Origin of the sequence: Chitinophaga sp., from assembly GCF_035538455.1 — a bacterium.
In the GTDB taxonomy this organism is placed as follows: Bacteria; Bacteroidota; Bacteroidia; order Chitinophagales; family Chitinophagaceae; genus Chitinophaga.
The window spans coordinates 25,766-48,706 of record NZ_DATLKJ010000155.1 but is presented as its reverse complement, the minus strand read 5'-3'; the positions used below and the strand labels follow the sequence as shown (position 1 = coordinate 48,706).

Annotated in this window: 19 protein-coding genes and 2 tRNA genes; 11 read left to right on the top strand and 10 right to left on the bottom strand. The window is 44.1% G+C overall.

All coding sequences use genetic code 11. From position 1 onward, the window contains the following. Positions 1-15 precede the first annotated feature (15 nt). The 6 genes from VM802_RS19135 (at position 16) to VM802_RS19110 (ending at position 4,956) form a co-directional block, all read left to right on the top strand. A complete protein-coding gene (locus tag VM802_RS19135) occupies positions 16-2,190 on the top strand; it encodes a sensor histidine kinase (protein ID WP_325533491.1) in 2,175 nt (724 codons plus the stop codon). Positions 2,191-2,205: 15 nt separating this feature from the next. Further along, complete coding sequence (locus tag VM802_RS19130; RefSeq protein ID WP_325533489.1) at positions 2,206-3,303, top strand: hybrid sensor histidine kinase/response regulator; 1,098 nt, start codon at positions 2,206-2,208, stop codon at positions 3,301-3,303. After that, positions 3,287-3,706 carry a response regulator gene (locus VM802_RS19125; RefSeq protein WP_325533487.1) on the top strand — a complete coding sequence of 140 codons (420 nt, stop codon included), beginning with the start codon at positions 3,287-3,289 and terminating at the stop codon, positions 3,704-3,706. Before VM802_RS19130 ends, VM802_RS19125 begins: the two co-directional genes overlap by 17 nt. Before the next feature lie 50 nt (positions 3,707-3,756). Further along, positions 3,757-3,829 (top strand) — tRNA-Ala (locus tag VM802_RS19120). 141 nt (positions 3,830-3,970) lie between these two features. After that, positions 3,971-4,615: a hypothetical protein gene (locus tag VM802_RS19115; RefSeq protein ID WP_325533486.1), complete on the top strand. Its 645-nt coding sequence runs from the start codon at positions 3,971-3,973 to the stop codon at positions 4,613-4,615. A 38-nt stretch (positions 4,616-4,653) separates the two neighbouring features. Beyond that, positions 4,654-4,956 carry a hypothetical protein gene (locus VM802_RS19110; RefSeq protein ID WP_325533484.1) on the top strand — a complete coding sequence of 101 codons (303 nt, stop codon included), beginning with the start codon at positions 4,654-4,656 and terminating at the stop codon, positions 4,954-4,956. 364 nt (positions 4,957-5,320) lie between these two features. Here the strand turns inward: VM802_RS19110 and VM802_RS19105 are convergent, their stop codons facing one another. Both VM802_RS19105 and VM802_RS19100 read right to left on the bottom strand, forming a co-directional pair. Beyond that, a complete protein-coding gene (locus VM802_RS19105) occupies positions 5,321-5,524 on the bottom strand; it encodes a type II toxin-antitoxin system Y4mF family antitoxin (protein WP_325533482.1) in 204 nt (67 codons plus the stop codon). A gap of 215 nt (positions 5,525-5,739) precedes the next feature. Then, positions 5,740-5,952, bottom strand: coding sequence for a helix-turn-helix transcriptional regulator (locus tag VM802_RS19100; RefSeq protein ID WP_325533480.1), 213 nt, complete (start codon positions 5,950-5,952; stop codon positions 5,740-5,742). Positions 5,953-6,369: 417 nt separating this feature from the next. On the opposite strand from VM802_RS19100, the gene VM802_RS19095 reads away from it, so the two are divergent. Next, a complete protein-coding gene (locus VM802_RS19095; RefSeq protein WP_325533479.1) occupies positions 6,370-6,549 on the top strand; it encodes a hypothetical protein in 180 nt (59 codons plus the stop codon). Between the two features lie 288 nt (positions 6,550-6,837). Beyond that, entirely contained in the window at positions 6,838-7,818 is a 981-nt protein-coding gene (locus VM802_RS19090) for a terpene synthase family protein (RefSeq protein WP_325533477.1), read from the top strand. Here the strand turns inward: VM802_RS19090 and VM802_RS19085 are convergent. From VM802_RS19085 to VM802_RS19060, 6 genes are all read right to left on the bottom strand, one after another. Continuing rightward, the gene (locus VM802_RS19085) at positions 7,808-9,592 is read right to left on the bottom strand and encodes an ATP-binding response regulator (RefSeq protein WP_325533475.1); all 1,785 of its coding nucleotides are present in this window, start codon (positions 9,590-9,592) and stop codon (positions 7,808-7,810) included. The two genes, VM802_RS19090 and VM802_RS19085, sit on opposite strands and share 11 nt — an antisense overlap. Positions 9,593-9,867: 275 nt before the next feature. Then, positions 9,868-10,377, bottom strand: coding sequence for a hypothetical protein (locus VM802_RS19080; protein WP_325533473.1), 510 nt, complete (start codon positions 10,375-10,377; stop codon positions 9,868-9,870). A gap of 240 nt (positions 10,378-10,617) precedes the next feature. Further along, positions 10,618-12,186, bottom strand: coding sequence for a response regulator (locus VM802_RS19075; RefSeq protein WP_325533471.1), 1,569 nt, complete (start codon positions 12,184-12,186; stop codon positions 10,618-10,620). Positions 12,187-12,272: 86 nt separating this feature from the next. Further along, positions 12,273-12,851: a chemotaxis protein CheB gene (locus tag VM802_RS19070; protein WP_325533469.1), complete on the bottom strand. Its 579-nt coding sequence runs from the start codon at positions 12,849-12,851 to the stop codon at positions 12,273-12,275. A 19-nt stretch (positions 12,852-12,870) separates the two neighbouring features. Continuing rightward, entirely contained in the window at positions 12,871-13,695 is an 825-nt protein-coding gene (locus VM802_RS19065) for a CheR family methyltransferase (RefSeq protein ID WP_325533467.1), read from the bottom strand. Next, entirely contained in the window at positions 13,695-17,696 is a 4,002-nt protein-coding gene (locus VM802_RS19060) for a response regulator (RefSeq protein WP_325533465.1), read from the bottom strand. Before VM802_RS19060 ends, VM802_RS19065 begins: the two co-directional genes overlap by 1 nt. Before the next feature lie 157 nt (positions 17,697-17,853). On the opposite strand from VM802_RS19060, the gene VM802_RS19055 reads away from it, so the two are divergent. Together VM802_RS19055 and VM802_RS19050 are read left to right on the top strand one after the other, a co-directional pair. Then, positions 17,854-18,273, top strand: coding sequence for a response regulator (locus VM802_RS19055; RefSeq protein ID WP_325533463.1), 420 nt, complete (start codon positions 17,854-17,856; stop codon positions 18,271-18,273). A gap of 30 nt (positions 18,274-18,303) precedes the next feature. Further along, positions 18,304-20,604 carry a tetratricopeptide repeat protein gene (locus tag VM802_RS19050; RefSeq protein WP_325533461.1) on the top strand — a complete coding sequence of 767 codons (2,301 nt, stop codon included), beginning with the start codon at positions 18,304-18,306 and terminating at the stop codon, positions 20,602-20,604. Positions 20,605-20,718: 114 nt separating this feature from the next. Here the strand turns inward: VM802_RS19050 and VM802_RS19045 are convergent, their stop codons facing one another. Then, the gene (locus VM802_RS19045) at positions 20,719-21,132 is read right to left on the bottom strand and encodes a VOC family protein (RefSeq protein ID WP_325533459.1); all 414 of its coding nucleotides are present in this window, start codon (positions 21,130-21,132) and stop codon (positions 20,719-20,721) included. Positions 21,133-21,191: 59 nt separating this feature from the next. Beyond that, positions 21,192-22,415, bottom strand: a complete 1,224-nt coding sequence (locus VM802_RS19040) for an ROK family transcriptional regulator (protein WP_325533457.1) — start codon at positions 22,413-22,415, stop codon at positions 21,192-21,194. Positions 22,416-22,676: 261 nt separating this feature from the next. Between VM802_RS19040 and VM802_RS19035 the strand changes: the two genes are divergently transcribed. Further along, positions 22,677-22,758: transfer RNA gene (locus VM802_RS19035), tRNA-Leu, on the top strand. Positions 22,759-22,941: the final 183 nt, after the last annotated feature.

The window sequence follows — 22,941 nt, the reverse complement described above, 5'->3', positions numbered from 1 at the left end:
TATCCGTTTTAGTGTATGCAACAGCTGATCAAACCGGCATTCTTTAAATTCGTATGCCTGTTACTGTTAGTAGCCGGCGCCTGGATACCTGTTTGGGCAGACACCATCACCATTTCCCACAGCCATCCGGTACAGCTGGCAGAATACAGCCAGGTAGAATACTTCCTTGACTCCAGCGGCAATATGCAGTTCGCCGACGCCAGAAATTCTCACCTCTTCCGGCCACTCCCCAAACAGATACCCAACTTCGGTCTTACAACCGATGCCATCTGGCTGAGATTCACCGTGAAGAACAATACCGGAGCCAATTACCTGATGTTCGACGTCACCTACCCCATTCTGGATCTTATAGACCTGTACTACCCGGATGCAACAGGTCAATATCATATCATACCAGGCGGAGAACTACGCCCAATGAAATCAAGGCCGGTCAATCACCAGAACTTTGTTTACAATATCAGCATCCCCAACGGTACCGCACAAACCTTTCTCTTCCGTATCCAGAGCCGCGAGGCCATACTGGTCCCTATCTACATCGGTACGCCACGGGAGATCTATAACAAATTGTATAATGATGACCTGCTGCTGTCCATCTACATAGGCATCATCCTGGTAATGATCCTGTACAATACCTTCATCTTCTTCTCCGTAAAAGACTGGAGCTATTTCTACTATATCATTTACATCGCCACCGTCGGACTTACCCAGATATGCCTGCATGGTTTCGGGTACCGCTTCTTCTGGCACGGGAACACTTATATCACAGAGCAAAGCGTATTATGGGTAGGGGCATTATCGGGTATTGCAGTACTGCTGTTTGTACAGAGCTTCCTGCATGTAAAGGAAAGGGCGCCGTGGGCCAATCGGATATTCAACCTCTTCATAATCGTATATTCGAGCACGATAGTATTGTCGCTCATGGGTCACTTCTCGGTAGCATATGCCCTGATCGACTTCCTGGCCATCACCGGTGTGAGCTTCATACTCTTATTTGCCATTATCCAGGCTTTCAAGCATTCCAAGCCAGCCAGAATATTCGTACTGGCGTGGACGATATTTATTGTCGCCGTTATCACCTTTGTACTGAAAGATGTGGGTATTATCCCTTACAACATCTTTACCAGTCACATCCTGGTAATAGGGTCTGGTATTGAAGTCATCCTGCTGTCTTTTGCCCTGGCTGATAAAATCAACACCTTCAAGGCGGAGAAAGAGGCATCCCAGGCGCTTGCCCTCTCTATATCCAAAGAGAATGAGCAACTGGTAAGAGAACAAAACGTTATACTCGAAGCCAAGGTACAGGAAAGAACAGAAGAACTGCAAAACAGTAACCGTGATCTGAATATCGCACTCGTCAACCTGAAGGAGGCGCAGACCCGGCTGGTGGAAAAAGAAAAAATGGCGTCTCTTGGTCAGTTAACGGCAGGGATTGCCCATGAAATCAATAATCCCATTAACTTTGTAACGTCCAATATCAAACCGCTGAAAATGGACATAGCAGATCTGAGAAGTCTGCTCAACCGCTATGAAAAACTAGGAGATCATACTGATATTCAAAAGGAGCTGTCAAACATCGAATCCTTTAAACAGGAAATAGACATCGATTACATACATGAAGAAATATCATCGCTGATCAAAGGAATTGAAGATGGTGCCGCACGCACTGCGGAAATAGTAAAGGGATTAAGAACTTTCAGCCGCCTGGATGAAAGCGATGTCAAATCAATCGACATTCACGAAGGACTGGATTCTACCCTGGTACTGCTTCGCAATGCCATACCGCCGAATGTACGTATTGTAAAACATTATGCTGAATTGCCCAAAATCGAATGCTATGCCGGTAAGGTAAACCAGGTGTTCATGAACGTTCTTTCTAATGCGCTCAACGCCATCAGAACAAAGAAAGAACAGGAAGATGAATCCATTACCATTACCACGAAACAGGAAAATGAATTTGCAATTATCTCTATAAAAGATACGGGTGTAGGGATGTCTGAAGAAGTGAAAGAGAAAATCTTCGACCCGTTCTTCACTACCAAGGATGTGGGAGAAGGTACAGGGCTGGGGCTTTCGATCGTATTCAGCATCATAGAGAAACACAACGGTAAAATCGTTGTAAACTCAGCCCCCGACAAAGGAGCAGAATTTATTATATATTTACCCTTAAACTTAACAAACCACCTGTCTTAACCATAAGTCCCTCTAATGAAAGAAAACCGCATTAGAATATTATATATCGATGATGAAATTCACAACCTGAATGCATTCAAAGCCAGCTTCCGCAGAAGCTACGAGATCTACACCGCTAATTCTGCGCAGGAAGGCAAGCAATTACTGAAGGAAGTGATGGTGCACATCATCATTGCGGATCAGAAAATGCCCGTATCTACCGGAGTTGAGTTCTTCCATGAGATAAAGGACGTCCTTCCTGATCCGATACGTATCCTGCTGACGGGTTATACGGATGTAGAAGATATTATAGACGCTATCAACAAGGGTCATATTTATTCCTACATCAAAAAGCCCTGGGATGAAACAGAACTGCACCGTACTATCAACAACGCTTACGAAATCTACCGCACCCGCCGGCAGCTGCGTGACAAAATTGACGAGCTGGAGAAAACCAACGATGAGTTAAACCGCTTCATTTATTCCACCTCTCACGATCTCCGTTCTCCATTAATGTCTGTACTGGGCATCATTAACCTGTCGCGACTCGACAATTCTGTAACAGACCCGAACGGATACATCCCCATGGTGGAATCCTGTGTACTCAAGCTGGATGGGTTTATTCAGAAGATCATTGAATATTACCGGAACTCCAGGCTGGAAGTGGAATATGAGAAGATCGACTTCAATAACCTGCTGGAAGACAGTATCACTGTATTTCAGCCGCAGAACACCCAGATCCGCTTCAATACCCATGTGGAACAACCCGTAGACTTCAGAGGCGATACATTCAGAATCAGCGTGATTTTAAACAATCTCATTTCCAACGCTGTTAAGTACCAAAAACCGGAGGAAGCCGAACCGATGGTAAACCTGACTGTCAAAGTAGAGCCCCACAAGGCTACTATCTGGATCCGCGACAACGGGATCGGTATTCTCAGCGAACATCTGAACAACATTTTCAAGATGTTTTTCCGTTCCAAAAACAATAACAAGCCCGGTAGCGGTATAGGACTATACATCGTAAAAGAAGCTTTAAGTAAAATAGGCGGAACCATTAATGTTGAGTCCAAATACGGTGAAGGCACTCAATTTGAAATTACCATCCCTAACAAAAATGAATTCGATACCTGATCTTCGTGTCATATTGATAGACGACAATGAGATTGATCTATTACTGCATGAGAAGTTGATCACCTTTCAACAAATCAGCAGAACGGTACTTTCATTTGCAAATGCCAACAAAGCGCTGGAGTTTCTGTCTTCCAACATCTCCCTGCCAAAAATTCCTCCCACCATCATCCTCCTGGATATACAAATGCCCGAGATGGATGGCTTCGAATTTCTACAGGCATTCGACAGTTACCCGGCCAAGATCAAATCACAATGCCATATTGTAATGGTGTCTTCGTCGCTCGATTATGGCGATATAACCCGCACAAATGCCAACCCACTGGTCGTAAAATTACTTCGAAAACCCTTACTGCTAAAGGATTTAAAGGAGACTGTAGAAGGAATTTTTAAAGATTTTGTATAAAATGTTTGGATTTCCGGGAAAAAATATATTTTTGCACTCCTGAAACACATGGGGGATTAGCTCATCTGGTAGAGCGCAAGCATGGCATGTTTGAGGTGAACGGTTCGAGCCCGTTATCCTCCACCCAATTTTAAAACCCGCGCTAGTCGCGGGTTTTGTTTTTTTATTTCCTCTATAGAGTAATGTTAACTAGCGATATTCGACGTTTGATAACTTTAGAGAAAATGTTACCTTCAATATAGTTTTGTAACCTCCCAAAGGACAATGAAAAAAACATCTCTACTACTTCTCGTCAGTGTATTAGTTCTGTTAGCCGCCTGTAAAAGGGAAACTTTTGATGCTAACCCGGAATCACAAGAATTGGCTAATGCTCCAAAATCAATTACTACTGACTACTCTAAAGGGGTAAGGACAATTGAATACAAAGATGGCCGAAAACAAGTAATAACGCTCGCAGCAGATACGAGTACTACTAAAACAGTACGGCTTTCAAAAACAATATCTAAAATACAACTTACGGATAGAATCCCTTCTCCATTGGACTTTCCCAATCAGTTCACTGGAAGAAGTGCTAAACCTGAAGCCAGTTGGGCCGTCCCGGTTAGAGTAGACTGTGGGGCGTATAAAGAGGAGGATCAACAAGCCAGATTTATTGTAAATGTATTTGGATACTATGCCAATGTAGAGCCAGCCTATACAGAATATAAAGACGTTTACGGTCGAAAAATCATCCAGAAAGCAAGTGTGTTTGGTGTTCGTGGGAAAGCAGCTCCTCTTCCGGGTGTTCAAGTTTATGTGACTTGGTATTATACCATAAATTATACTTTTATTACAGCGACAGGTACATTTACAGAACAAGAAGAGGGCTCAAGCTCGCAAATCTTTTACTATGGAGGAACTGATAGTTAAAAACCAAAATTGATTAAAATTGTTATAATTGTTAACTTATGGCAAATGCAGAATATCATATGGATACTAATGAAAAAATATCTTTTAAGGGAACAATAATTTTCCTGAAAGAAAAAATGGGTAGCCAAAACATCAGCTATTCTGATAACGACTTCGCTAGGAAATTGAATATTTCAGAGAAACAATTCCAAGACTTTTTTGTAAACGATAACGCTCCGAAAGAAATAATTTCACTCTTATATGCTTCATTCAACGAATACCTTAAGAATATAACTATTTCCAAGATCAGTACAACTACATATGTACATCCATCTGATCCAAACCAACGAAAAGGTTCATAGTTCTCTTGCTGGTTTGGCATATCGCCATTGCCACACACATTCTTATGGTACACACTATTATTGCATATGCAGTGCTAATTTCAAAAGACAGTAGCAATACGAACTTATTATTATTGAAGGCGATGTTGCTCTATGACTTACAACTTATTGAAAGTCAATACGGGGGTAGGTAACTCTATCCTCCACCCAATTTTAAAACCCGCGCTAGTCGCGGGTTTTGTCGTTATATGAAAACGCTATAGAGTATCTGTTCAAGCTTCTGCGAAACACAGGTATCTGTAACATTTAAAGAACAAATTATAGGTGGCATTTAATTTCGCCTCTACATCAGTATTCTGGGATAAAAACTTTCCTTTCTTGCTCATTACGGCATATTTTTAGGTCCAGCAACTAATTCCATCCCAAATAGCGCGAGCAGCTGATTTACTTTATCCATCCTCATGGTTGTTTTTCCCTGTTCTATTTCTCTGATCAACCTTAATCCCAAACCTGATTTAAGTGCAAGATCATGTTGTGTCAGGCTATGTTGCTTACGTTTAAGTTTAACTAATTCAGATAGACTGCTCATTTTATACCCTTTAGGGTATAAAGATAACAAATAAGGTATTGTTATACCCTAAAGGGTATAATTCAATCCAAAAACAAAATGTTACATAAACTGATTGTTGTAGGCAATATTCTAACAATCAAAGAAGTCTCAGGGGGTAATTTCCAGTGTCTCAGCTATTCATAATTGAAATGGTCATGACACAAAATTAAAATAAGTGCCAATAAAGTCATTCTTCACTTCCAATGAGTCGAAACAAGTAGGTCCCTAATATCAATCTTCAGAATTTTAGATATTTCATATAACTTCTCCACAGGCGGTTGACGCTTATTGGTACACCACCTGGAAATTGTTTGCTCTGCCAGCCCCATTGTTTCTGCCAGCTCTTTACTGGATTTTCCTTTTTCGGCCAATACGGCCTTTATTCTATTGTATTGTATGACTTTCATTTGGAGTATAAGTGAGCCAAATATATAGATACATAAATTGTTCGTTTTGATTACAAATGAACAATTTTAGAAAATAAATACTCCAATTATGTTAATTTATAAACCAAATAGATTAACTTTAATAAAAACAGAATATTCTTATGTTGTCAGATAGTTCATAGACGGTCACTTTTATAGGCACATAAAAAACTGTAAGCGTGTTTGCTTTACTCTCTAATCAGAAAACTACGACCTTTCAAGACTACGAGAGAATAGGGTAAATCGCCTGTACCATATTGGTGTGGGCGTTCTTATTTCGCAGTCGGGGTGTCGTAGCCCTTCTGGTACTATAGGAACAACCCGCACCTTTTTTATGCTTGTCTGTTTGTTACTCCCCTTCCTTCCACATTTTTTTAACTCCAAAAAATAACTTTTGTCATGGACGAAAAACAAATGCTTATGCGCGCCTGCCGCACCTTAGAATTCCAGAATCACGTTTTAAAACAGAAAAGTCAGAGATTGAAAATAAAGTTGGAGAAAATTGCCCGGCAAATTGAGCAGCTTAAAGGTGTGAATACCTCAATGGTCACGCATCCTGAATGCAGTAAGCTTCAATAAATAAACGGGTCGCTGATAAGTGGCCCGTTTTCTTATTATTGAGACCTCAATTCCGCGTTCCCAATGCAGGTATAGTTCACTCCAAATCCTTAATATTAGTAATGCTCAGTTAAAGAATCAACCTCACATTTTAATATCACCATACTCACATAAGGCTGTCAGAAAAATTTTAATACCGTAAATTGTCATTCTTTTCCTTCAAGGTTGTCCATTTTAGCTATTCCCTATAGACCAGGTGCCATTACTATTCACAACGCAATATTTTTCTTTCACGTAAACCAATTTACCATGAACACATTTGATCCTAACGCCCTGCGTTACCCGTTTCCTTATGCAACAAACCGTCACGCCCAGACAATGGAAAAAAAAATAGGTGAGTGGCTGCTAACCGACTACTCCTTTCTTCCGGAAAAAGTCAGGAAAAAGTACATCACAACCGGTGTAGGCCATGCCGGTGGGTGCTTATTCCCTCGCGCCAATGAAGCACAGCTCACAGCTATCTGTCGCTTCTTTCTATGGGCATTTACCATTGATGATTCTTTCGAGTTTTCATCTGTTGGCCAATTGGAAACAATTCGTGGAAAAGCAATGAAATACCTCCGTGGCATTATATCACACTCAAAAGAGCCTCTCTACTTGCATCTCCCCATACTTAGAAATGAGCTGTTACAACTTGGTTCGGAAAGGTGGTTGAATCGATTTAATACAAGTCTGGAAACTTACTTCGATGGGATACAACAAGAGATACCTTTTAGGAAAAATATGACCTTCCCGACATGGGAACAGTTTATTGCTATCAGGGAGAAGGCGGTCAACGTTCATACATTGGTGAATCTTGCAGAGCTGATAACAGGCTGCATCTTACCGGATCAGGTCATTTTTCATCCGGTAATACAAGAACTTACAAGGCTCACTTGCAGAATACTCTCATGGGAAAATGATTTTTTCTCTGCACATATGGAGAAAGGAAACGACGTCTTAAATCTGGTACTTATGATGGAACACGAACAACAATGTAGCACGGAAGAAGCATATCAACATGCTATCAACTTCCACAATGAAGACCTTCGTCAATTTTGCAGTCTGGTAGATACACTCCCAAACTTTACTGACTATACGCACGGAGTAAAGGCATTTATCGAAAATCTATCCTTTATGATTCACGGTCACTTTCATTGGGGACAAACACTCACGAAAAGATACGATTCAATGATAGCCGGCCATCCATCAGACGAGTTAAAAGACGGCAACCTTTCTATCAACGCATAAACTGACTGATTGCCCTATGAAGTTCAGAGAATTTAAGCGGCTTGGTTAGAAACTCATCAGCTCCGGCATTTAACATCTCGTCCCGTGTTTCCTTATAGGCATCCCCGGATGCTAAAATTACCGGAATATCATGTAGTAATTGGTCATGACGAATGTTTATCAGTGTTTCCTTACCCGACATACCGGGCATATGTGAGTCGAGAATAATCAGATCTGGTTTCTCAACACGGGCCTTCTCTATTCCCTCAATACCATTCTCCGCATGAATAAAATAACTGCCCGCATCCGTAAGGTACATACTTACCAAGGTGCGGGCTAGTTTATCATCATCTATCATTAATATCTTCTTCTCTCGTAAACTGCATAGAGGTGTGTTGTCATCACCCTGTACATCTACATAAACAAGTGGATCTGCAAAAACCTCCGGAAAACAAACTTCAAAGGTAGTTTCTCTTTCCAGGACTGATCGCACTGTAATAGTTCCTTTAAGCAGCTCTACAAGGCACTTCGCGATATACAACCCTAACCCTGTTCCTTCTACAAATCCATTTTTCCCGCTTTCAAATGGCTGAAATATTGACTGTTGCTTTTCTTTACTGATTCCCTCTCCGTTATCAATAACCTTCAGATAAAGGTTTGTTCCTCCTGTAAATAGTTCAATAGTTACCACGCCTACTTCCGGTGAAAATTTTATTGCATTGGACAACAGGTTTGTAACAATCTGGGTCAGTTTTATTTTGTCGGTGATCAATAATGCTCCCTTCGTCGATTCATCAATATTTAGGGCTATTCTTACCCCCTTTGCCTGCCCGATATATCCATGCATCTGTACAATACTCTCAATCCAGGGTCTCAGATGAAAGACTACCTTCTGAACGCCATTTAGCTTTCCTGCTTCTATTGTCGATAGTTCCAACACATTGTTTACAATATTACGAGTGTAATAGCTCGCTGCGTTCAAACTCCCAACCAGGGAAATAGTTTCTCTCAATTCAGCAGGACTTATACTTCCATTATCTGATACCTTATTCATAATCATCTCAAGGAGCTGAGATATGCCAAACACCGCATTCAACGGGGTACGTATTTCGTGGCTGGTTTCTCTGAGATATACACGTTTTGAAAGATTTGCAAACTCCAATTCCTTCACCGACTTCTCCAGCTTTTCTGAATAATCCTTTAGAGAGGTATAAAGAAAACGGTTCTCTCTCATATAATGTATGGTCAACAATACGCCAAATACATCAAAACCAAGAAGTACAAATAAGGCCAGCCACCTTAATATAAATTGATTCTGACGTGATAGTTGCAAAGGCTGAAATATCTGATAATAAAAATTAACTTCAAGCAGCAATAAAGTCAATCCAATAGCACAGATCGCTATGATTAATAATTGCTTCGACCTGATGATAAGAAAAGAGAGGCCAAAAATAAAAACAGCAACCAGTGTAATATTTATAAGCTGACCTAAAATAATACCGAAGTATAATGCTGATATAGTATGGGTCAAAATAAAAAACAGACTTGCTGTATTATGCCGATTGTACTTATTAAAGAAAATAACAGATAGAAAAAGCATCCCCTCACATATTGCGGGAATCTCAATTCTCAAATCGCGGGTAAATACATAAATGAGGCTACCTATTAATATAGCTGCGGACGCCGTAGTCAGGCATAGGGCGTTAATGATTCTTATTCTCTTCTTATCTTCTTCCCGCTCGCATTGTTCAGTGCCTGCTTTTATAATGGCTATCACAATCTTGGCTATATGCATAACGGTTATGTTTGGAGGTTGTAGTCATTGTAGGTATACCACTTCAGCTGGGCCATTCTTGCCACAAAGCATTAAACTATAACAACATATAACTTATACAGTAGGCCCCGGCAGCCAAATTACCTAAAATTATTAACGAAAACCACCCGTCCGCAGTTTTATTTTCATTGTGATTATGCTCCTCCGGAAGTCAAGATGTCTCTGCATCGTAGAATCCCATAGCGCTATTCTATGGATGGAAAGGCATATGATAGGTACTGATGTAAAAGAGAAAGCTATGTATCATCAACCTTGTGTAGGTGAGCCCCTTTCTTAGTTGGAAGATTCAATACATCAACCGGCCTTGTACAGTGTAAAAAACGGGGTACTATATTACCATATCGCCACAGTGCAGGCGCCTGATTGCGACGAATAACGGGTTTACGTACGGCTTTTACAGTTGCCTCCTGCGGACACATTTTCTTTAGCTCAGTGGTAATAACATCACTATGCTTACCCTCCCTTAACAAAAGCAAAGCTTTACCGGTAAGCTGGCGGTACAAAACATGTTTTCTATATTGCGGAGGAAGCTGACGGTATACACAGGATGCGATCTTAGACGCAGCAGCGAGAAACCCGGCATTCTCCATCGTTCTGCGGAAGGCAGGGTCTTTCTTTACCCTTTTACCCGTAAGGGAACTCTTCAGGCGTATATAATATTTCCCATGCATCTCGTAGATGCAAAGATGCTGAATAGTACCCATAAACGGCGGCTTAACACCTTCACCTAAATCTATCTTTGCCATGGGATAAGGGTTTAAACAACAACGTCTTACCTAAATTTACCAATATTGTCTAAAGGCGCCAAGTATTTAACACAATGCTTTCATAGGCTTCTCATTCGATTCTCATAGGTACTAAAAGCGCGCAATTGGCATCAAAGGCATACCAACGGTATACCAAAGCCCAGTCAACCCCCAGTCAACCCCCAGTCAACCCCCAGGTAACCCCCTGTTAAAAGCGCACTTTGATAAAATGAACTGTATTTATTGCTGTACCATCGGCAAGATAATTATAAACGAAGCCCCCTCTCCTTCCACACTACGCGCCGTAATGATTCCCTGGTGTTTGTCTATCACCTTCTTGGCTATGGCTAATCCAATCCCCGTTCCCTCATATAGCTCTGCTGCATGCAGTCTTTGGAAGATGGTGAATATTTTATAGAGATACTTTTCATTGAACCCTATGCCATTGTCGCGGACTATGATCCGGCAGTATTCACCATCTGGGTGGGCTTCGCTCTCTGCAAACTTCTCTGCTATCCGCTCTGCCGTAATACTGATTTCCGGTGGTACATTCCTTCGGATAAACTTCAACGCATTGCTGATAATATTCTGAAATACCTGCCTGATCTGACCTGGTATTACGTCCACACTGAGCAGCGGTCCTACGTAAATCTGTGCTTCCTTTTCTGAAATCGTCAGTTCCAGGTCACTGAGTATTTCATGGACTACTTCATTCAGATCTGTCAATGCGAAGCTGCCGCCTACAGAAAGACGTGAGTAGTTAAGCAGATCGTTGATAAGCCGCGCCATGCGCTCAGATGAGCTGACAATCCGCTCCATGTATGACAGGGCCTGCGGATCTGCCTTCAGAAACTTATCCCGGATGATGGCGCCAAATAACTGAATCTTACGTAATGGCTCTTTCAGATCATGTGATGCTACAGATGCGAACTGTTGCAGATCATGATTACTCGCTTCCAAAGATTTGTTGATCTCTACCAGCTCTTCTGTTCTCTCTTTTACTTTTTGCTCCAGTATTTCGTTGGCCTGCTTCTGATAGGCGATGTCGGTGAACGTACCAATCCATTTTACAATACCGTTATTATCCTTTACAGGTATTACGCGCAACAGGTGACAGCGGTAATTATTCTCTACGTTGTCTTTGAGGTATACTTCTTTCTCCAGCGGTTGGCCCGTCCGCAGCGTTTCATGCAGATATGCATCCATGCTTTTATCCATGGGCAATGTCTCGGGAAATGAATGAATATCGTCCGCATACTTAAACCAGTAGCGGTTGGCATATTCAATACGGCCATCCACTGTGAGTGTGAAGGCTATCTGTGGTAAGGCTTCGAGTGTGGTGCGCAGTTCGTTCACCTTTTCGCTGAGAGCGGCTTCGGCCTGCTTACGGACTTCCACCTCCTCACTCAGCGAGTGATGCATCTGTTGTAGCTGCTTGGATTGCTCATACAAACGGGAGAAGGTTTTCACTTTCATCAACAGCACATCGGGATCTATCGGTTTGGTAAGGTAGTCCATACCGCCGGAGTCGTATCCTTTCACAATAAAACGCTTGTCTTTGTTTACTGCCGACAGGAAAATGATAGGAATATCGCTTGCCTTGCTGTAACCGGAAATAGCCTCTGCTACTTCAAACCCATCCATACTGGGCATCTGTACGTCCAGGATGATCAGGGTATAGCTGTGCTTCAGTATTTTCTTCAGTGCTTCTTCACCAGATGTAGCCGTATCTACATCAAAGTTATATTGCTCGAGTGTTTTTCTTATCGAAAGAATATTCTCCTGCTTATCATCTACAACTAAAATCATACACAATAAAATTTTCCAGGGTAAACATAGTCAGCTACAAATCAATACAGGCTGTCATCTCCAAAGGACGGCCTCCAAAAGTTGGTTTATATTCCGGGTCCGTTACTGAATGTATTTACAAAAACAGCCATTTCACGCGCGTCCAGTATGTGATCTACGGGCGCCGAACCAATGGCCTGCCGTGGCATAAAATCAACCAGGGCGGTATCCGGAGTCTGCACAATAGTAATGCCGCCGGCATCATGCACGTCCACCAATCCTTCCACACCGTCATCATTGGCTCCGGACAGCAGCAGGGCTGTAAGATCCGGGCCATAGGCCGCAGCAGCGGAAGAAAAGGTGACGTCTATACTGGGACGGCAAAAGTGCACCTTCTCCGAATAGTCAAGTGACAGTGTATGATCTCTTTCGATCAGTAAATGATAATCTGCCGGGGCAACATAGATTACTCCCGGCATCAGTGGCTCTTTTTCTTCAGCTTCTTTTACCGACAGATTCGTTTTCGCAGCAAGAACATCTTCCAACATTGACTGAGGCTGGTTATACCGGTGCAATACAATAATAATAGCGGCCCTGAGCTGTGGATCCAGCGCAGGCAGCATGGTCAATATAGTCTGCAGCCCTCCTGCAGAACCGCCTATCACTATCAGACGGGAAGCTGTCATTATTACTATTTCAATTTAGTCAGAGGTGATTTTTCCGCCATATTTTTTCCCGGTTTCCCAACTGCCTGAACTTCTGTGCTACGCTTGTGAAGTTAAGGGATTCCTTGCTTCCAAGCGCAAGGAACCCAAGGGGTTCCAGACTATCGTAGAAAAGATGCAGTACTTTGTCCTGCAGGGATCTGTTGAAGTAAATCAATACATTCCGGCAGATGATCAGCTGAAATTCGTTAAAAGAGCCGTCAGTAACAAGATTATGGGGAGAAAACACGATCTTTTCCGCCAGTTCTTCCCTGAATTTGACGTAATCATAATTGGCCGTATAGTAAGACGAAAAGTCCTGTAATCCACCTGCCTCCATATAATTGCGTGAATATTGCTGCATCTGTGAAATGGGGAAGATGCCCTTCCGCCCCTTCTCCAATACGCTGGTGTTAATATCTGTTGCGTATATCACTGATTTATGCAGCAGGTTAGCCTCCTTCAGCAATATGGCAAATGAATATACTTCTTCTCCCGTAGAGCAGCCTGCATGCCAGATGCGTATGTGTGGATACGTTGCCAGTACCGGCAACACTTCCTGACGCAACGCACTGTAGAAATGCGGATCTCTGAACATTTCCGTCACATTCACCGTGATCTCTTCCACAAAACGCATAGCATACTCAGGATCTGAGACGATACGATAGCGAAACTCCGCAAAACTCGGAAACCGGTCCGCCTGGAAAAGATGATTCACCCGCCTGCTAATGGATGCAGGTGCATATTCCGTGAAGTCGTAGCCATACTTCCCAGCTACGTCGTTCAACAACAGATTTACTTCTTTTTCATCAATGTGATGCTTCATTACATTTTCATTGATTTATCGTATAACCATACCCGTAATAAAGAGAGTAACTGGTCAACGTCCACTGGCTTGGAAATATAATCAGAGGCGCCGGCCAGCAAACACTTCTCGCGGTCGCCGGTCATTGCCCTTGCCGTTACAGCAATAACAGGAAGCTGCGCCAGTTGCGGCTGGGCGCGTATAGCTGCGATGGCGTCATAGCCATCCATTTCCGGCATCATCATATCCATCAATACAATATCCACCGGGTTCTCTTTCAACTGTTGCAACGCTTCGTTTCCGTCTGTTGCGGGCAGCACCTTCATCTGATGTTTTTCCAGTGCCCGTGTAAGCGAATAAATATTCCGCACGTCATCGTCTGCCAACAGCACTGTTTTATCTTTCAGCACTTCGTTGAGCATGGCCATTTTCCCATTGCCGTTCTGTGCAGCTACCGCCTGCTCCGACACCAGGTGCAGGAACAACGACACTTCATCCAGGATGCGTTGATAGGAATGCGCGGTTTTCACCACAATAGAGTCCGCATATTGGCGCAGGCGTTGTTCTTCAGGTCTGGTGAGTGTTTTACCGGTGAAGATGATCACAGGCAGGTTCTCCAATCCTTTCACGGACTTCACCTTTTCCAAGGTTTCTGGCGCTTCCTGTTCAGACATATCCATATCCAGGATCACACAATCCACATCCGGTTGTTGCAGCAGATAAATAGTATCCCCTGCTGCATGACTGATCTCCGCATTCACCTGATAGCTCTCCAGGAAGTAAGCCAGTGCACGTGCATGACGGGTATTTTCTTCGAGTATCAGCACTTTCCTGGTAGCGCGGTGCAATACAAACTCCAGCTTCTCAAAAATCAGCTGGATATTCTCTATCGTTGCCGGCTTGCTGATAAAGTCCACCGCGCCCTTAATAAGGCTTTCCTTCTTCACTTCCAGAGAAGACATAATATGCACTGGTATGGATTTGGTAGCGGGGTCGCTCTTGAGCTCCTCCATAACCTGCCAGCCATCTTTTACCGGCAGTTGTATATCAAGGAGTATCGCTACCGGCCTGTATTTGCGGGCGAGGTCGCCTGCAAGGTCGCCGCGTACACTGACGATCCCCTTGTATCCTCGCTGGCGTGTGAAGTTAAGCAGGGTGGCAGCAAAATATGTATCGTCTTCCACAATGAGAATCGCTTCATCCCCTCTCCGGATCTCATTCCTGTCGTCATTGAGCTCTGCCGGGATAATAGTCGAAAGATAACTTACGTCCGGTGTTGCAACAGGTACACGTTCTGGTTGCGTTGTTGCAGGGTCCCGTACTATTTCACCTCGCGTTGCTGGTATGGTTATAGAGAATTCACTGCCTTCATTCACACGGCTGGTCAGCTGTATGCTACCACCCAGCAATCGGGCAAGTTCACGGCTGATGGAAAGCCCCAGGCCGGTGCCTCCATACTTCCGGCGTGTGGAGCCATCGGCCTGCTGAAACGCCTCAAATATCACCTGCTGCTTGTCTTCCGGGATACCAATCCCCGTATCTTTCACCACAAAACGGATAGTGCCCGGTGTATTTCCATGCTGTACTTTCAACGTCACAGCGCCGCGGGAAGTGAATTTCAGGGCATTCGACAGCATGTTCTTCAATACCTGCTCCAACCTGTTCTGGTCAGTTTCTATTACCGCAGGGGTGCCAGGTTCTATCTCTTGCAACAGCGATAGTCCTTTATCTTTCGCCACCGGCTCAAACAACTCCTGCATATTGGACACTATATTAGGAATACTCACCTTCTCATATTCCAGTTCCATCTTCCCGGATTCCACTTTCGAGAGATCCAGTATTTCGTCTATCAGTGTCAGTAAACCCTTTCCTGAGTTATTAATCACCTTTGCATATTCCTGCTGATCGTTACTGAGATTTTGTTCTGCATTCTCTGCCAGCAGGCGGGACAGCAGCAAGATGGAGTTGAGTGGTGTCCGCAGCTCATGCGACATATTCGCCAGAAACTCTGATTTATAACGGGTGCTGGCTGCCAGCTCATCTGCCTTGCGTCGTATTTCAAGATTACGGTCCAGTATCACCTGATTCTTGTCTTCCAGTAATCTTGCCCTTTCTTCCAGTTCAGTGTTCGACTGCATCAGCTCTTCCTGCTGCACTTTCAGCTCTTCTTCAGATACCTGCAACTTCTGCGTCTGCGCTTCCAGTTCCACATTGAGGCTTTCCAGTTCGCTGTGCTGTACCTGTAGTTCTTCTGCCTGTGCCTGGGTTTCTTCCAGCAGTTCCTGCAACCGGCTCCTGCTGCGCGTACTTTGTATAGCGATGGCAATATGCACCGCCGCCTGCTTCGTGTATTCGATAACGTTATCTCCCAATGGAAACAGCGCGCCCATTTCTATCACACCTTCAGTAATACCAGCGTGTATCAGCGGGATCACGAGCACGTACCCCGGTTTACCGGACGTAATGCCTCCCCCAACGTGCAGGAATCCATCCGGCGTGCCTTCCAGGCGGATGATCTCCTGCTGCTGTGCAGCCTGTCCAAGGAGCGTTTTGCCAGCCGGGATCTTCTCTGGCGCCGGATGCTCTATCGGCAATGCATACCCCGCAGAAAAATGTAATCCATCGGTCTCATTGAGATACAATACTCCGGTCTGGGCACCGGTATATTGCATCACCGTGGTGAGTGCATCGTTGGTAAGTGAAGACAGGTGCTTCTCTCCCAGCAATATTTCGCTGACCCGGTTCAATCCTGTCTGCACCCATATCTTTCTTTCATCATTCTTACGAAACACTTCCAGGTCTGCCGCCATATGTACAATAGCATTCCCCAATACATCTTCTTCACTGCGCGGTTTTACACTGATATGAAAATTCCCCTTGCCAATATTGTCTGCCGCAAGAGCCAGCTGCTGGCTGGTTCTGTCCACTTCCACGAAAGACGCCGCCAGACTGCCAATGGCATCTTTGCTCTGTATTCCCGGATCGATACCTGTCATCCCTTTGGAGATCTTTCCCGCAGCATCCCTGAGTATATTGAGACTGCCCGTAATAGACCTGATAGTCAACCACACAATAGCAATTACCACCAATATGATCAGTATCAAAATCACTACATATTCATCCCTTCGCAAACGCTCTCTCCTGGCCACAGTATTAGCATCTTTGCTGATGGACGCTGAAGTCTGATGTTGCAGCTCCTTCAGCAAATCCACAGCATGCGACGAAGTATTCCACCATTCATCTGCTTTAAGCGTTGTATTGATGCGCTTTTCCCTTAACACGTCGCTGATCAGTTTAATGGTAGCACTATATGTTGTATTGTGCTCAATTTTGCTGAACCTTTTTCTGAGAAATGTGGTAGATACGTCCTCATACTCGCTGAGCAGTGCCTGATACATGTTGTAGTGATTCTCCATGTCCTCATAACCTACATCTGTCTTATCTCCTCTCAGCATAAAGTAATACAACTCCATGCGCACAATACCCAGATATGTGGACATTCCAGCCAGCAGATATTCGGACGAAAGATCCTGCTGTAGTGTTTCAGGTGTGGTGACATCCGGTGTATCCACCCTGGCCATATTATTCAGCCGGAAGATAATATCAGAGTAATACGTCAGCACATCCTGTTCTTTTATTTCATGCAGATCAATACGTTTCCGCTTGACGGGCAGGGTGTTGAGCATGGAGTATTGCAGGAAACGGCTGCCCGGCGTCAGGAGATTATTCTTCACCCCTTCAATGGCCATATCGGTTTTAGCCCGGTGTACCAACATATCCTCCTTAGAACCCGATCCCAGTATAAAATTCATACTGTAGCGCCGTTCCAGGTGTATGGCATCTGCCACCGCCATTACATTGTCGGAATACTTCACCTGCTGTTGCAGGTAATCGATACTTCGGATATTCTCATTCTGCTTGTCAAAAACAAGGATGCAGAAATAAATAAGGCAAATAAGTGGCACAACAGCTATCAACAGCAGCTTTCTCGATAATGGCAGCTGCGTAAAATATTTCTTCATCCGCCAGAGCTTGTTAAAAGTTTTAAATTTCCCGGAAAAGTATCTAATATCGGGGGCCGAACAAAAATAGATTATCTAAACCCAGATTCCCGACAGACAAGATTGTAGTATGAAAATAGTAACAAAATCATAAATTTGTCTTTATTCAAAATTTATTATGCTTAAAAGCTGTAAGTACAGGTCTGTGCTTTTGATTGATGATGATGTGGACGACAGGATGATATTTGGCGAGGTCCTTAAAGAGCTGGTGCCTGATATTATTTACAACGAAGCCACCAACGGAGAGGAAGCATTAGCCAAATTAGAAAGTACCCTGACACCGGATATAATTTTCCTCGATCTGAATATGCCTCGCGTGGATGGAAAACAATTCCTGGCAGAGATGCGAAAGATGGAAGATCTCAGGCATATACCGGTTATCATTTACTCTACCTCCTCTCATGAAACAGATAAGAAGAAAACCCGGGAGCTCGGAGCCGCTTATTTTATCACTAAACCCAACAGTTTACATGAGTTGAGCAGCCTGCTCACAGGTATTCTGGAACGTAGCATCAGTTATTCCCCTGATAGACAATAGCAATTTAAAATAGCCATATAAAGATCGGTTATGCATTTCGACGAACTGGAACGGCTGTATAACGAACAGGCGTATACGCTTGCTGCCACCCAATTGGAAATATATCTGCAGACACATTCCAATGAAGCCCCTGCCTGGCATTTACTGGGACTATGCAAACTGGAAATGGCCAAAAATGTGGAAAACAACCAGGAGGCTCTTGAAACACACACTGCTGCCTATGAAGCCTTTACCCAGGCACTCATCATTGATCCTACGCATATACAGGCGCGGCTATACCGCGCCCATACAGATGCAGGCTTCCTGTATCAATACACAGACACCACTCTGAGCGACTGTGAGTACCTGATCAGTCACGGAGATACAGAAGTGGCTATCAAAGCACGGCAGTACCGGTACCAGGTGTATATGACGCTCCAGGATATTGAAAAAGGGAAGGCTGAAATGGAGCACTGTCTTGAACTGTACGAATCGCTCTACCGCAACAACCTTCCCAGGCTGAATGTAGCCAGGTTTCAGTGCTATACCGACATCGGCGATCTCTACTACTATTCAAGCGAAAATCATATCTCACTGGACTATTACAAAGAGGCTTTCAAATACGCCGTACACAACAACCGTTCTCTTGCCACTGCCAACTTTGCGATACTGATGAATGACCATGATTTCGTAGCACATATGCTCCCGGTCATACTCACCGGAGAAGAGAACGGCAGCGAAGAGCTGTTCCGTTTATTGCAAAGTATCAAACAGTTGCTGGATGACGGTTTGCAACATGCAGGATTGGCCAGGGCTTTTTGCTGGGGCTCTGTTACCTACTGGCAGCGCTTTTTCGGAGACGATGAATATGAAGGAACGCTTGAACAGATTTCTCTCGGCAAACGATTCATTGCAGCATATCCTCAGGAATCCTACTTTTACCATTATACAGCTACCGCCTTCTTTAATATCGGCAGTTATCACGAATCGCTGCCCTATTATGAAAAAGCAATCAACATCCGGCCGTATCCTTCCACGATCATACGCTGGTATTACGCCAATTTCCGTACTACCGGCGCGTTGCCCGACTCCTGGCCAGATACAGACCACATTGTTCCGTACGATTGGTACACGGCCGGTGTAATCAGCAGTGAGATCATCCAGCAGGAACAGGATGCAGCTGCCCGGAACGCCCTGTTGCAGGTAAAGAAATTCCTTTACCGCAGATCCTTCCAGCTCTATTATTCCTACTGGTATGAAAACAGTGGTTCTTCTTATGCAGGCCATCCGCATCACTATGCTATGTGCTGTAACAACTACGGCATTACGTTGTATGAGCTGAGCGACTATGAAGAAGCAGTGCGTGTGCATACCATTGGCTATAATATGTCGCCGTTCTGGGAACAACTGGAATCCAGAGCAGACGCCTATCATAGCCTTGGCAACGCAGAGGCGGCCGTCAACGACCGGAAAGCCATTCTGTCTTCTTTTACCAATACGCTACCACTTATGTATTACGTGTCTATCCATGAGCGTATCATTGAAGACCTTACCTCCCTGGAGCGGCATGAAGAGGCGCTGGAGCTTTACAATAAAATTCTTGGAGAATATGATACATGGATCGCGCGGGAAATGGAGGAGCTGGATAATTATGAGCGTGATACTATCACCTACAATATAGACCGGATCAAAACAGGACGTGCCTTCATCAGATCCGGCAGCGCCAATGACCTGGCTGAGCGTATCCGGGCACTTGAAATGCATCTGGAAGAAAAACCTGACGACAGCGATGCTTATTTCAACCTGATGTATCTCTACTTTGACAATGGCCAGTATGAACACTGTATCGGCGCTATCAATAATCGCATATCCATTGGTGGTATAACGCAGCTTCCTGTGGTATCCCAGATGAAGATCTATTACTTCAGGGGAAAAGCAGCCCTGAAGCTACACAGATACAAAGCCTGCATTGCCGATATGCTGCTGACGCTGAACATTATGAGGCAGGGAGATGATTCAGATAACTCGCCCAATAACCGTGTTGGTGTCTATGCATTCCTGTCGGAAGCCTACCTGGGCGAACATGACTATAAAACGAGCATTGATTACGGCCAGCAATGCATGCAGATATACAAAGGCATGAACTGGAGCTGGGACAAGGAAGCATCTTCTTTCTATTATACTACGGCACTTGCTTACGAAGCCCACGGTGATACGGCCGCATGCAGGAAACTGATAGACCGGATACTGGAGCATGATGCGGTTTTTCAGCCGGCGGTTGATAAGAAAGCCGTGTTGAAAGGAAATGGCGGAGGTTTCTTCTCTTTCTTCAAAAAGAAAAAGCAACCGTAAATATTTAGGAATTTAGGGATTTAGGAATTTGAAATGCAGCGGAGATAACAATGGTTGTTTCGGTGTTTATGTCCGCTGCATTTCAAATTCCTAAATCCCCAAATCCCTAAATATTTACATCTTTTTCTCAAGATTCACCAACCACTGGAACCCATACTTGTCGGTCACCTGACCATACCTTGTTGCCCAGAAGGTTTCAGATAGCGGCATTGTTACCTGGCCACCTTCAGATAATTTAGCAAAGGCTTTCTCAGCTTCCTCCACATTATTTACATTCAGCGCCAGCGAAACGCTGGTACTGGGCGTCACATCAGGCCCTCCCATGTTATCAGAAGCCAGTAATACCAGGGCATCGTTTTGTAGCCGCGCGTGCATTACCTGGCTGTGCATTTCAGGTGGCATCTTTTCTTTCATGGGCGAATCTCCGACAGACATAACCTGGAGCTCTCCGCCAATAGCATCTTTGTAGAAATTCATTGCCTCGCGGGCATTACCGTTAAAGATCAGGTAGACATTGAGGTTCGGCATAACGTAAATTTTGTATGAAGTATATGAATTACAGTGAGCGAGTTAAAATTACTGAAATACTAAGTTATCAACACCTTGTTTCTTACCAGCAGGCAGGCCCCGATAATACCGGCTTTCTCACCGAGGTCTGACATCACGAAGCGGGTGTCATTGCTCACAAGGCTCAATGAATACTTATTCACCGCGCTTTTGATGGGAAGCCTGATATAATCTCCGGTGGTCGCCAGGCTTCCGCCCAGGATCACCAGCTCCGGGTTGAAAATGTTGATCAGTAAAGCGATTCCGCGCCCCAGGTTGTCTCCTATCTCTGCAATCAGTTCAATGGCAAGGGTATCGTCATGCACTGCCGCGTCAATGATGTCTTCAAAGTTGATATCATCCGGATTACGGAATCTCCGTGTAAGCATAGAGGCCGCTCCGGCAGCCAGCTTCTCACGGAACATCCGGGTGAGCGCCCAGCCGGAGGCTTCCGTTTCCAGGCAACCTTTTTTTCCGCAATGACAAATGATCTCGTTATTGAACAGGGGAATATGTCCTACTTCGCCACTGTAGCCCGATTTACCGTAATAGAGCTGACCGTCTATCAATACGCCCATGCCAATACCATAGTCCAGGTTGAGGAAGAGCACATTACGCTCACCATGTACAGCGTCGGAATTGAACTCGCCATAAGCCATTGCCCGCGAATCATTTTCCAGGAAAACCTTTATCCCCAACCGTCCTTCCAGTACTTTGGACAGCGGCTCATCATCAAAATGAAAAAAACTGTAACTGTAACCGGTAGCATAGTTAATGCGGCCAGAGAGGTTGATGCCGATGCCCAGTATCTTTTCCTTCGTCACCGGCAGCTCACGGATAAACTGTTTTATATGAAGACAAAGTTCGTCCAGCGACTCTCTGCTGTTGTCCAGTTTATAGGCCACCCCTTCTTTCACGTGCGCCAGGTTTTTATGCAGGTCAGACAAGCCCAGGTTGAGATGATGCTGTTTTATATCCACCCCGATAAAGAAAGCCGAATCCGGCACAAGCCCATACAGACTGGGTTTGCGGCCGCCCGTGGATTCCACTTTACCATATTCTTTTACAAGGCCGTCGCGGATAAGGTCATTGAGCAGAGTGGTGACTTTGGGCGCGCTGAGGTTAAATTCCTTACACATATCCCCGATGGTGGTGTTGCCACTGCTGGCAAAATAAGCCAGTACAGCCTTTTTCAGGCTGATATTCTTGTACGCCACCCCGGTGAGGTTTTCCTTATTCAGGTCGTCGAAAAAAGTGCTGGCCATATGTGTGTTCATTCAAACAAAAATCGAAAATTTCGTCAAACATTACTATTTCAAAAAATACTTCCCTATTAAACCTCAATAAAATAAAATTTATTACTTAATTGTACCGTCCCTGTGACCTGCCAATCAACGCAACTCCCCGCCCACAGCCATCATTAACCATATAAAGCAAAAAAATCATTGTCATTTTTGTTTATTCCCGGAAAATAATACCTTTGCAGTCCTTTTTGATATACAAAAAGTTCTTTTATTTAATTTTTACCGGGTGTGGTGAAATTGGTAGACATGCCAGACTTAGGATCTGGTGCCGCAAGGCATGGGGGTTCGAGTCCCTCCACCCGGACATATAGATTATTGTGGCAATGTGTCAATATGGCAATGTGATAATGCTATGCTCTTCCTCACTTTCATTGTCACATCCTCGTACCTGACACACTCTCACTATATTTTTTAATAACCTTTTTACTGACATTCCTGCTTGCCGTTGTGACTTCATGGCAGAAAAATAAACAAGGAATCATTATTG